Consider the following 11,699-nt stretch of genomic DNA (forward strand, 5'->3'; position numbering starts at 1 on the left):
GGTGCGTCAGAAGCCGTAGTCGCGGGCAAGCCAGGCATCCAGCAGGTTTCGCGATGCCTTGATCGCAGCGTCCCTATCCTGCGCGACGATGGCGTCGAGGATGGCCTTGTGAAGCGGCAGCGCGCGCTTTTGGCCCTCGGCTATGTCTTCCTGGCCGGAAAGCGTGCGATTGGCGTAGATGCCGACGGCGATCAGGTCGATCAGCTGCGAATAGATCATGTTGTGGGTGGCGGCGAAGATCGCCGTATGGAAGCGCAGGTCGGCATCGGCATTGCTGTTGACGTCGCCGACGGTGGAAACCATTTCCTTATAAGCGGAGCTGATGGCCGCAATATCGCTCTCGCTTCGGCGCAGAGCCGCGCGGGCGGTGGCTTCCGGCTCGAGCGCCAGACGCAGATCCTTGATCGAACGCATGATTTCGACCGACGGGCCGGTCTCGTAGTACCAGACCATGACATCCGTATCGAGGTGATGCCAGTTGGAGCGCTCCTTCACGCGCGTGCCGACGCGGGTCTTGATCTCCACCAGCCCCTTGCCGGCGAGGCATTTCATCGCTTCGCGAATGACCGTGCGGCTGATGCCGAACTGTTCGACGAGATCCGGTTCGTTGGGCAGTGTCGTGCCGACAGGATAGTCGCTGCGGACGATGCGGCGGCCGAGTTCATGGACGAAATAGCCGAAGACGCCGCGCCGCGGGATCGTACCGTATTTTCGCACAAAGGCGTCGAAGGGCGATTGGGTTACGATCAGTTTCGACTCCGGCGTCGCCGGGGTGATCAATGCGTCGTGGCCATGTTTCATTATGCGGGCTCTTGTTCCTTATTGATGCGCCGTTGCGAAGACACTCATCAGCCTAGACTGCATTGGGGGGCTTAAAACCGGTGTCTCGCCTAGTTTGGGGCTGTTCCATATTGTTATGACGTCGATCCTATTGTTCTCCCTGCGGCATTTTTTCCACGAAAAACCCTAGCATGTCTTGCGCATGCATGCCTACTGGCGGCGGATTGATCGCTCTGTTCACCAACATGAACCTGCCTGGGCGCTTCGTGTGGAGCGTGTTTGGATCGAGAGAGCGATCGGCTTGCCGATCAAATTGCGCGCCGTCCGCTTCGCGAAACGTGATCGCTCAAGCGATTGATGGGACGATTTCGGCCTATCGTAAACGTTACCGAACCGGTTAAATGCATTCGGGTGCGAGGCGGATTCGGAGTGGCAGACAAATGAATGACATGTCCACGCGTGGGCAGGGGGAGGAGCAGCAGGAGACCGGATCTCGGTCGCTGTCGATTGCATTGCTCGTGGCCGGTGCCTTCTTCATGGAAAATCTGGACGGCACCGTCATCGCGACCGCGCTGCCGCAGATGGCCGGTTCCTTCGGCGCTCGCCCGGTCGATCTCAATATCGGCATGAGTGCCTATCTGCTGACGCTCGGTGTTTTCATTCCCATCAGCGGCTGGATCAGCGATCGCTTCGGCGCGCGCCTGGTCTTCACCACGGCGGTCGTCATCTTCACGCTCGCCTCGGTCCTCTGCGGCTTTGCCAACGGTGTCGGTTCCTTCGTCGCCATGCGCATCCTGCAGGGCATCGGCGGGGCGATGATGGTGCCGGTGGGCAGATTGGTCGTCTTGAACAACACACCGAAGGACAAGCTGATCTCGGCGATCGCAACGATCACCTGGCCGGCGCTGGTGGCGCCGATCCTCGGGCCGCCGCTCGGCGGCTTCATCACCGATCATGCAAGCTGGCGCTGGATCTTCTTTCTCAACTTGCCGCTCGGTATCCTGGCCTTCGTCTTCTCGCTCATGCTCATTCCCGAAACCAAGAGCACGGCGCGCCTTCCTTTCGATTGGCTTGGCTTCATCCTCAGCGGCATCGGCCTGGCAAGCCTGATGTATGGATTGGAGCTGATCGGGCGCCCCGAGCCCTTGTGGCTGGAAGCATGGGCTTACGTGGCCGTCGGCTTCATCCTGCTTGCCATTGCCGTGTTTCATTTCCTCCGGACGGAGCACCCGCTCATCGATCTTTCCGGGCTGCGACTGGCGACCTTTGCCATTACCATTTCCGGCGGATCGTTGTTTCGCACGGCCATCGGCGCGGTTCCCTTCATGCTGCCGCTGATGTTCCAGGTGGGCTTCGGGCTCAGCGCCTTTCATGCCGGCATGTTGACCTTAGCCGTTTTTGCCGGCAATCTGGCCATGAAGCCGGCTACGACGCCCATCCTGCGCCGCTTCGGCTTCAAGCCGGTGCTGATCGTCAACGGCATCCTCAATGCCATCTTCATCGCAGCCTGTGCGCTGTTTTCGCCCGACACTTCTCTTTGGTTCATCTTGCCGGTGCTGTTCATCGGCGGCATGTGCCGGTCGATGCATTTCACCGCTCTGAATACGATCGCTTTTGCCGATATTCCGCCGCAGCAGATGACGGGTGCCAACACGCTGTTCAGCACGGCCTTTCAGCTGACCATGGGCATGGGCATTGCCGTCGGCGCCATCGGCATCCGCATCGGCCAGGCAATCAGCGCGCCGCTTGGTGTAGGCGGCATCGTTGCCATCGAATTTCGCCTGGCCTTCGTGATGCTGGGCATCATTGCGCTGCTTGCCGTGCTGGACTGCCTGCCGCTGGACCGAAGGGCCGGCGACAATGTCTCGCGCAAGCCGAAGCTGGCGAGGAAGGCGGCGTGATGATTGTGTCTTTCCGAAGTGGTCAGTGCGGGTATTCGATGATGTTGTAGTGCAGCAATATCACGGGTATCGCCATCAGGATGATCAGAAGCATTGCGAAACTTGCCGCACGCAGCATCTTCATCCGGCGGGCGCGCTGACCGGTCCAATCATATACTGTCATAATGAGCCCCTCCTTCTCTATTATTAGAAAGGCAAGAAATGGAACTCCAGTCAATATTGGCAATAGGGAGCCAAATAATAAGAAATGTCTAATATTGATGCTGATAGGCCGTAGCCTGCAGGAGGGCCGCAGACGTTTATCGGCATCGCGTAAAGATCGTTTTGTGACGCCGTTTCACACGATATAACGGACAAAGATTTCGTCCCTGTGTCAGCGGGGCGTTGGTTGCTTGGAAAGAGGAAGAGGCGATGAGCAAGATGCGTGCCCTGGTTTTGGAGCGTCAGCATGAATTGGCGATCCGTGATATCGATCTGCCACAGGAGGTTGGGCCGGGCGAGGTGAAGATCAAGATCCATACGGTCGGCGTCTGCGGATCGGATGTGCATTACTATACGCATGGCAAGATCGGCCCCTTCGTCGTCAACGCGCCGATGGTGCTCGGCCACGAGGCTGCCGGCACGGTGGTCGAAGTCGGCGCCGGCGTCACGCATCTGAAGATCGGCGACCGGGTCTGCATGGAGCCCGGCATTCCCGATACCAATTCCAAGGCGAGCCGCCTCGGCATGTACAATGTCGATCCCGCCGTCACCTTCTGGGCAACGCCGCCGATCCATGGCGTTCTCACGCCCTTCGTCGTTCATCCGGCCAACTACACTTTCAAGTTGCCCGACAATGTCAGCTTTGCGGAGGGGGCGATGGTCGAGCCCTTCGCTGTCGGCATGCAGGCCGCGACCAAGGCCCGCATCACCCCCGGCGACACCGCCGTCGTGCTCGGTGCCGGCCCGATCGGCATCATGGTGGCGGTTGCGGCCCTTGCGGGCGGCTGCGCGCGGGCGATCGTTGCCGATCTTGCCCAGCCAAAGCTCGATATCGCCGCGCAGTATCAGGGCGTCATCCCGGTCAATATTCGCGAGAAGAACCTGGTGGAAGAGGTCAGCCGGCTGACGGACGGCTGGGGCGCGGATGTCGTCTTCGAATGCTCGGGTTCGCCGAAGGCCTGGGAAACCGTCATGGCGCTGCCGCGTCCGGGCGGCGTCATCGTTGCCGTCGGCCTGCCGGTCAATCCGGTCGGCTTCGACGTTTCGACGGCATCGACCAAGGAAATTCGCATCGAGACGATTTTCCGCTATGCGCATCAGTACGAGCGTTCCATCGCGCTGATCGCATCCGGCCGCGTCGATCTGAAGCCGTTGATTTCGGAGACCTTTGACTTCGAGGACTCCATCAAGGCCTTCGATCGTGCCGTTGAAGCCCGGCCGACAGACGTCAAGTTGCAGATCCTTCTGGATCAATAAGTTTCGGTTGTCACATCGCCTTGTCTCGAGCCTGATACCCGATCCCGTGTATCGGCAAGGCGATGTTTTCCTCAGTTGTACACGATCCGGTAGACGGCCCGGCAAAAGCGATGCTAGGTAGCTTTCAACAGAGGGAACAGGCTTTAACGCCGTGAAACGGGAAGGACCGCCGTGCCGCACGACGTTGCATTGATCGCATTGATTGCCGCGGGCTTCGTGTTTGCGGCTATTTTCGGCTATCTGGCCGACAGGCTGCATCTGCCGCCGCTGGTCGGCTATCTGGTGGCCGGCGTCATTATCGGCTCGTCGACACCGGGTTTTGTCGCCGATGTTTCGCTGGCATCGCAATTAGCCGAGATCGGCGTCATCCTGCTGATGTTCGGGGTCGGCCTGCATTTCTCCGCCGCCGACCTTCTGGCGGTGCGGGGCGTCGCCATTCCCGGCGCAATCGGACAGATCGCAATTGCAACGGTACTGGGTGTCGGCTTGACGTCGCTATGGGGCTGGAGCGTCGGCGCCGGCGTGGTCTTTGGCCTCAGCCTTGCCGTTGCCAGTACGGTCGTGCTGCTGAAGGCGCTGGAAGAGCGCAATCTGGTCAGTTCGACCAATGGCCGCGTCGCTGTCGGTTGGCTGATCGTCGAAGATCTGGCCATGGTGCTTGCGCTCGTGCTTCTGCCCGCCTTCGCTGGTGTCCTCGGTGGTCACGCGGATGCCGGCGAGCATGCCGCTTCCGGCTCGATCTGGCTGACGATCGGCATGACGCTCCTCAAGGTCGCGGCCTTCGCAGCGGTCGCGATCTTCATCGGCCCGCGCGTCGTGCCCTGGCTTTTGACCTCGGTTGCCCGCACGGGCTCGCGCGAACTCTTCACGCTGTCGGTTCTGGCGATCGCCCTTGGCATCGCCTTCGGCGCGGCGGAGATCTTCGGCGTCTCCTTTGCGCTGGGCGCCTTCTTCGCCGGTCTCGTAATGAGTGAATCGCATCTCAGCCATAGGGCGGCAGCCGACTCTCTGCCATTGCAGAATGCTTTCTCCGTGCTGTTCTTCGTGTCCGTCGGCATGCTGTTCGATCCCTCGGTCCTGATCCGCGAACCGTTGATGATCATCGGCGTGCTGGCGCTGATCATGCTGGGCAAATCGCTGATCGCCTTCGGCGTCGTGCTGTTGCTGCGCTATCCCGCCAGCATCGGCTTTGCGGTTGCGGCAGGTCTGGCGCAGATCGGCGAATTCTCCTTCATTCTGGCCGGGCTCGGCGTTTCGCTGGGGCTGCTGACGCGGGAAGGGCAGGATCTCATCCTTGCCGGCGCGATCCTGTCGATCACGCTCAATCCGCTGGCCTTCTACGCCACGGAGAAGCTCGAAAAGTGGACCTTTGCCCGCTGGCCGTTCCTGGCGAACAAATACGGCATGGCCAAGCAGGACGGTCTGCGGCGTCAATTGACCGCGATCAACAAGCAGCGCGAGGAGCGCGATCGCCAGCACCATCTCGAGATCGAGCAGCTCATCGAAACCTTCCCGATGTTTGCCGAACTCGATGATAACGAACATGAGGAGCTGCTGCTGCTCTTCCGGCCGCGATCGGCCTCGCCAGGCGACCGCGTCATCCGCACCGGCGATCGTGGCGACAGCATGTTCTTCATCGCTTCCGGCGCGGTCGAAGTGCAGCTGGAGGATGACGAGATCCGGCTCGGCGCCGGCGCCTTCTTCGGTGAAATGGCGTTGCTGACGGGAGCGCGCCGCACGGCCGATGTCATCGCTGTCGATTTCTGCCAGCTCTTCGTGCTGGACCGCCGCGACTTCAATCTCTTCATGTCGCGGCATCCGCAATTGCGTGCCGCCGTCAGCCGCATGGCGCGCGAGCGGCAGGAGAGCAACGTGTCGCGCCAGCGGCGCGACCAGTCGCTGGATGCAGGCTGATATCAGGCTGACGCCCTATCGGCGCTTCAGCCAGTTTTTCGAAACGCGGCAGGCCATGGTATAGGCGGGGTCGAAGACGTTGCCGACATCGTAGCGCACGACCTGGCCGAGCAGATGGCTCGCCGCCGTCTTGTCGAGGCCATAATCGGAGCCGAGCCAGCGCAGCATTTCGCTGGTGGCATGCTGCAGGGCCTGGTCGAGCGGCCGGGCATTGCCGATGGTGAAGATATCTTCCGCCGTCTCGCCGCGCGGCCAGACGATCGTCTTTTTCTTGTCGACGCTGAGGCGCACCGTCACCTCGAAGGTGGTTTCGATGCCGGTGCCGACGATCTCTCCGTCGCCTTGCACCGCATGGCAATCGCCCAGAAAGAACAGCGCACCGGGCGACGAGACCGGAAACCAGACGGTCGTGCCCGGCCCGAGCAGGCGATAGTCCATATTGCCGCCGAACTCGCCGCTGGTTGCGGTCGATATGGCCTGGCCGAGCTGCGGCGCGACCCCGAAGCAGCCGATCATCGGCGACAGCGGCAGAGTAAGGGTTTCGAGACCGGCAACGGGCTCGGCCAGCCGCGTTGTCAGGGCTTCGCGATCGATCCGCCATATCACCTTTTCGCCCGCCGGCAGAGCACGGACATCGCGCGGGTCGACGACATTGCTGGCGACCACGCCGCGGGTAAACCCTGTATCGCGCGTCGGCATCATGGTCAGGATCTCGACCTTGAGGGAATCGCCCGGCTCCGCGCCTTCGACGAAGATCGGGCCGTTCATCGGATTGGGGCCTGAGATGCGGTTGATGTCGTACTTGTCGTAGCCGGCGGCATCGAGCGTTTCGGTGACGACGATATCGCCGTCGGCGACATGCAGGGCCGGCGGCAGCGAACCGATGACATTGTGATAATGGGTGGGGGCGAAACGGTGTGTTGCCATTTGCTTAAACCTTGTCTCGAATCCGGTTGCGGCAGCCTATGATGACTCCGCGCGTCAAGGAAGGGCGCCGCGGCGGTATTTACGCATAGTGGCTGCCTCGCTTTGAGCACGAACCAATGTCTGATATTTCAGGCTGGCCTCAAGCGAAATGATCGCGAAATGTCTGCGGCGTCGTCCCGAATTTCCGCATGAAATTGCGCCGCATGGTCTCTTCCGAACCGAAGCCGCAACGCATGCGCGCCTGATGCACGGTCAGGCCCTCCTCCAGAAGGCGGCGGGCGGCCTCGATGCGGATTTCTTCGACGGCGCGCGCGGGTGTCCGCCCGGTTGCCTTCAGATAATGGCGCGAGAAGCTGCGTGCGCTCATATTCGCCTGCTCGGCAAGCGCCGGTAGGGAAAGATCGGTGCGCAGATTGTCCATGATCCAGCCGTGCAGCCGGTCGAAGCGTTCGCCACCTTCCTGAAGCTTTAGCGTCGTACTGAATTGCGCCTGGCCGCCCGGTCGCTTCAGGAAGACGACGAGTGCGCGCGCGACCGAAAGCGCCAGCGTGCGGCCAAGATCGGCCTCGATCAAGGCAAGCGAAAGATCGATGCCGGCAGTCACACCCGCAGAACTCCAGATCGGCCCGTCCTGAACGAAGATCGGATCGGGCTCGAGCTTCACCTGCGGGAAACGCTTGGCGAATTCTTCGCAACGATTCCAATGGGTTGCCGCTCGTCTCCCATCCAAAAGACCGGCTTGCGCAAGCAGAAAGGCGCCGCTGCAGACGGAGGCTATGCGGCGGGCACTTCCGGCTCGTCGGCGCACCCATTCGATGAGGACGAGATTGTCGCAGGCCTTGTTGACGCCCCAGCCGCCGGCGATGATCAAGGTATCGAGCGGATTATCGTCATCGGCAAGCGGCGCGGTCATGAGCGCGAGGCCGGAGCTGGTTCGGGTCTGCGCGTGTTGCGCGACGACGACGGCCTCGTAGGGTCTCGGCAGACCAAGCGCGAGCGCGGCCTCGTTGGCGCTGGTGAAAACCTGCAGCGGGCCGGTGATATCAAGCAGCTGCGCATTGTCAAAGGCAAGAATTTCGATGCGGCGCATGATTGGCGAGAAATGACGGTTGTTCGGCAAATGTGCCAGATCGTTGTCGCATAAGCTCGGAAAAGTCAATCATCGGAGACCCCGTCATGACCATTCACTTCGGCCTGCTTGCCTTTCCAGGCGTCCAGCAACTCGATCTGACCGCACCCTACGAGGTATTCGCCTCCATGGATGAGGCGGAAGTGCATCTCGTCTGGAAGGATGCGTCGCCCATCGTTTCCGCAACGAAGCTGGTGTTGCAACCGACGACGACGTTTGCCGAATGCCCGCTGCTCGATGTGATCTGCGTGCCCGGCGGCGGCGGCGTCAATGCACTGCTGGAGGATGAAGCGGTCCTCAGTTTCATCCGGGAGCAGGCAGCCCAAGCCCGCTTCGTCACCTCGGTGTGCACCGGCGCTCTCGTCCTCGGCGCGGCCGGCCTGCTCAGGGGCAAGAAGGCGACGACCCATTGGAATGCATGCGATTTCCTCGAGAGTTTCGGAGCCGTCGCCGCGCCGGGGCGCGTCGTGCGGGACGGCAATCTCTTCACCGCGGGCGGCGTGACTGCCGGCACCGATTTTGGACTGACGATCGTTGCCGCCTTGCGTGGTCAAGAGGAAGCCGAAGGGATCCAGTTGTCGCTGGAATACGCGCCGGAGCCGCCGTTCCATTCCGGATTGCCTGAGAAGGCGAGCGCTGAAGTGCTGGCCAGGACCAAGGCACGCCTTGCCGGCACGAGGACGGCGCGGCAGGCGATCATCGCTCGCATTGCGGCTGCCGGGCACCAGTCCGCGTGAGCATTAATTCGTCCACCGGCATTGTCACCTCGATGAAATGGAGCGCCGATAGGGACGCGATCGCAGCTTGATCATGTCGAAGTCGTGATGGGCGATCGGGCGAATGGAATTCCAGTCTCACGTCGTCCATCATACTTGACACAAATAGCTTTTCTGCGACCGTGGGATCACGATATCGTCCACGGCCTTGCGGGGAAAAGGCTCATTTGATGAACGAGTTCCGATCATTTCTTTGCCTGTCTTACTTCTTGATGGCGATGGTAATCCTGTTCAGTTCGGGCCTGATCAGCACAGACCTGATTAGCAAACGCCTTTCGCTGATATCGCCGGCCGTGGCTGCCGAGACATCCGAGATGGCGCCGCAGACCAAGGCGTCGAGCGAGCAGGTGGAAAAGCTTATCGGCACCTTGCGCGAAAGCAGCGCCATGTCAGGCTCGGATCTTGTGCAGCGGCGTGCCGGTTTCGAGAGGCTCATGGCATCGACGCCGGGCCCGATGCGTGTGCAGATACGGCATGTCGATGCCAATGGCGTGGATGGCGATTTGATTTGGCCGGCGCGATTGCATCATCCGATCGGCCGGCGCGCCATTCTCTTCCTGCATGGCGGCGGCTTTTACAGCGGCTCGCTGCGAACGCATATCAACATCGCGGGCTCGCTTGCCAAGGCGACGTCGGCCGATGTCTTGCTGATCGATTATCGCCTCGCGCCGGAGAATAGCTTTCCCGCGCAAAGGGACGATGCAGTTGCGGCCTATCGCTGGCTTCTGACGTCGGGATACAAGCCTGGTAACATCGTCATAGCTGGCGAATCGGTCGGGGCAACCTTGGCCATCGAGGTCACCCTCAATCAGCTTCATCTCAGAGGCCCGCTTCCTGCGGCGGTCGTCGCAATGAGCCCGGTCACCGACTTTGCGGGCACAGGTGCCTCACTGACGGGCAATGCATCCGAGGACCCGTTCATGGGCAAGGACGAGCTGACCCTCATCCGCAATGCATTCGTTCGGGATCGATCCCCCGACGATCCCGACATATCGCCGCTCTATGGCAATGTCTCAGGCTTTCCGCCACTGCTGATACAGGTCGGTTCGCGCGAGACGCTGCTCGACGACAGTACAAGGCTGGCGGACAAGGTGCGTCAGGCAGGCGGCAGCGTGAATCTGGAAATCTGGCCGGGCATGATTCATCAGTGGCAGATTTTCCCCTTCTGGCTCGACGACGCGAGAAAGTCGAATGCGAGAGTTGCGGAATTCGCGATATCGCATTTTGCTGACAGGCCGATGCAATAGTTTTCCTGCGCAAAGACATGACAAGCCTTGATTTATTCGAGGTCGAGGGGCGGCGAGTGCTTGTTTTTGCCTGTCCCTGCGCTGTCATCACGACGTCATTTGTTTATCGCGATAAATGATCGTGGAATAGTTTTTGAGTAGACAAGGCGAAAGAAAGATTTTATGCATATGTTTATCGCGATAATAAATCGTGTGATAATTATTAATGGAGATTGAAATGAGCCAGTCGATCCATCAAGCTACCCGTCGGGGCGTTATGACAGCCGGGCTCGGCCTTGCCGCCGCTGCAGCCGTCACTTCCTTCGCTCAACCTGCACAAGCCTCTACAAAGCAACCAACTTCGAAAGGTAAGGACACAATGAGCAGCAGCACGATCACCACCAAGGACGGCACGCAGATCTTCTATAAGGATTGGGGAACAGGCCAGCCGATCGTCTTCCATCACGGATGGCCGCTGAGCTCCGACGATTGGGACGCCCAGATGCTCTTCTTCCTCCATCAGGGCTACCGCGTCATCGCCCACGACCGTCGCGGCCACGGCCGCTCCAGCCAGACGGCAACCGGCAACGAGATGGATACCTACGCCGCCGACGTGGCCGCGCTTGCCGAGCATCTCGATCTCAAGGGCGCCATTCATGTCGGCCATTCCACAGGCGGCGGCGAAGTTGCCCGCTATGTGGCACAGTATGGCGGTCATGGCCGCGTTTCGAAAGCCGTGCTGATCGGCGCCGTACCGCCGATCATGGTCAAATCCGAAAAGAACCCCGGCGGCTTGCCACTGGAAGTCTTCGATGGTTTCCGCGCCGCACTTGCAGCCAACCGCGCCCAGTTCTTCCGCGACGTTCCCGCCGGGCCGTTCTACGGCTTTAACCGCCCCGGCGCCGTCGTTTCGCAGGGCATCATCGACAATTGGTGGCGTCAAGGCATGATGGGCGGCACCAAGGCTCATTACGATTGCATCAAGGCCTTCTCGGAAACCGACTTCACGGAAGATCTGAAGAGGATCGAAGTCCCGACCCTTGTCATGCACGGCGACGATGACCAGATCGTGCCGATCGCAGACTCGGCGCTCCTGTCTTCAAAGTTGCTGAAGAACGGCACGCTCAAGGTCTACAAGGGCCTCCCGCACGGCATGGCAACCACCCATGCCGATGTGATCAACGCCGACCTGCTGGCCTTCTTCAAGGCCTAGTTCTCCCTGAAAGCAGTGCGCCCGCCGAAAGGCGGGCGCTTCACAGCCTGCCGGGTGCTATTACTACCCCTACCGTTTCAGCTGTCGAGTTTCAACGAGAGCTGAACGGCGCGCGGCAGGGGCGGTAGCGGCCGGCTGATTTCCACACGGCGCGTCCAGTTGGCGCGCCGTTCCTGTTCGCGCTCCCGAAGTGCCTTCGAGACAGCGACAAAGCTCATTGCACGTTCGATGACTTGTTCGGCCTTGGTCATGGATATCTCCATTTGTTCACTTTATGTTCTCATATTGAGCACGCAAAGTCAAGCAAGCCGGGCATTCGGGCCGATTGGCATCGTCTATGCCGATCAGAGGATTGGAGCATGCGCGCTTTTATTG

11 protein-coding genes are annotated in these 11,699 nt (G+C 60.6%); 6 read left to right on the forward strand and 5 right to left on the reverse strand.

The window, feature by feature from the left end:
* Positions 1-6 precede the first annotated feature (6 nt).
* Positions 7-801 (reverse strand): FadR/GntR family transcriptional regulator, encoded by a 795-nt coding sequence (locus ACPYOP_RS25955; protein WP_481413145.1) that lies wholly within the window; start codon positions 799-801, stop codon positions 7-9.
* A gap of 419 nt (positions 802-1,220) precedes the next feature.
* Between ACPYOP_RS25955 and ACPYOP_RS25960 the strand changes: the two genes are divergently transcribed.
* Positions 1,221-2,681: a DHA2 family efflux MFS transporter permease subunit gene (locus ACPYOP_RS25960; protein WP_481413146.1), complete on the forward strand. Its 1,461-nt coding sequence runs from the start codon at positions 1,221-1,223 to the stop codon at positions 2,679-2,681.
* Between the two features lie 22 nt (positions 2,682-2,703).
* On the opposite strand, the gene ACPYOP_RS25965 is transcribed toward ACPYOP_RS25960, so the two are convergent.
* Complete coding sequence (locus ACPYOP_RS25965) at positions 2,704-2,844, reverse strand: hypothetical protein (protein WP_162943969.1); 141 nt, start codon at positions 2,842-2,844, stop codon at positions 2,704-2,706.
* Positions 2,845-3,092: 248 nt separating this feature from the next.
* On the opposite strand from ACPYOP_RS25965, the gene ACPYOP_RS25970 reads away from it, so the two are divergent.
* Together ACPYOP_RS25970 and ACPYOP_RS25975 are read left to right on the forward strand one after the other, a co-directional pair.
* Positions 3,093-4,139: an NAD(P)-dependent alcohol dehydrogenase gene (locus ACPYOP_RS25970; RefSeq protein ID WP_481413147.1), complete on the forward strand. Its 1,047-nt coding sequence runs from the start codon at positions 3,093-3,095 to the stop codon at positions 4,137-4,139.
* A 171-nt stretch (positions 4,140-4,310) separates the two neighbouring features.
* Positions 4,311-6,053 (forward strand): cation:proton antiporter domain-containing protein, encoded by a 1,743-nt coding sequence (locus tag ACPYOP_RS25975; RefSeq protein WP_481413148.1) that lies wholly within the window; start codon positions 4,311-4,313, stop codon positions 6,051-6,053.
* A 15-nt stretch (positions 6,054-6,068) separates the two neighbouring features.
* Here the strand turns inward: ACPYOP_RS25975 and ACPYOP_RS25980 are convergent, their stop codons facing one another.
* Together ACPYOP_RS25980 and ACPYOP_RS25985 are read right to left on the reverse strand one after the other, a co-directional pair.
* Complete coding sequence (locus ACPYOP_RS25980; protein WP_481413149.1) at positions 6,069-6,980, reverse strand: acetamidase/formamidase family protein; 912 nt, start codon at positions 6,978-6,980, stop codon at positions 6,069-6,071.
* A gap of 139 nt (positions 6,981-7,119) precedes the next feature.
* Positions 7,120-8,070: a GlxA family transcriptional regulator gene (locus ACPYOP_RS25985; protein WP_481413155.1), complete on the reverse strand. Its 951-nt coding sequence runs from the start codon at positions 8,068-8,070 to the stop codon at positions 7,120-7,122.
* Positions 8,071-8,156: 86 nt separating this feature from the next.
* Here ACPYOP_RS25985 and ACPYOP_RS25990 point away from each other — a divergent pair, with 86 nt between their 5' ends.
* From ACPYOP_RS25990 to ACPYOP_RS26000, 3 genes are all read left to right on the forward strand, one after another.
* Entirely contained in the window at positions 8,157-8,846 is a 690-nt protein-coding gene (locus ACPYOP_RS25990) for a DJ-1/PfpI family protein (RefSeq protein WP_481413150.1), read from the forward strand.
* A 353-nt stretch (positions 8,847-9,199) separates the two neighbouring features.
* Positions 9,200-10,132, forward strand: a complete 933-nt coding sequence (locus tag ACPYOP_RS25995) for an alpha/beta hydrolase (protein WP_481413156.1) — start codon at positions 9,200-9,202, stop codon at positions 10,130-10,132.
* Between the two features lie 358 nt (positions 10,133-10,490).
* On the forward strand, positions 10,491-11,324 hold the full coding sequence (locus ACPYOP_RS26000) for an alpha/beta fold hydrolase (protein WP_481413151.1): 834 nt from the start codon (positions 10,491-10,493) through the stop codon (positions 11,322-11,324).
* A gap of 77 nt (positions 11,325-11,401) precedes the next feature.
* On the opposite strand, the gene ACPYOP_RS26005 is transcribed toward ACPYOP_RS26000, so the two are convergent.
* A complete protein-coding gene (locus ACPYOP_RS26005; RefSeq protein ID WP_481413152.1) occupies positions 11,402-11,575 on the reverse strand; it encodes a hypothetical protein in 174 nt (57 codons plus the stop codon).
* Positions 11,576-11,699 lie beyond the last annotated feature (124 nt).

Source organism: Rhizobium sp. KNZ2-6A (assembly GCF_056755475.1).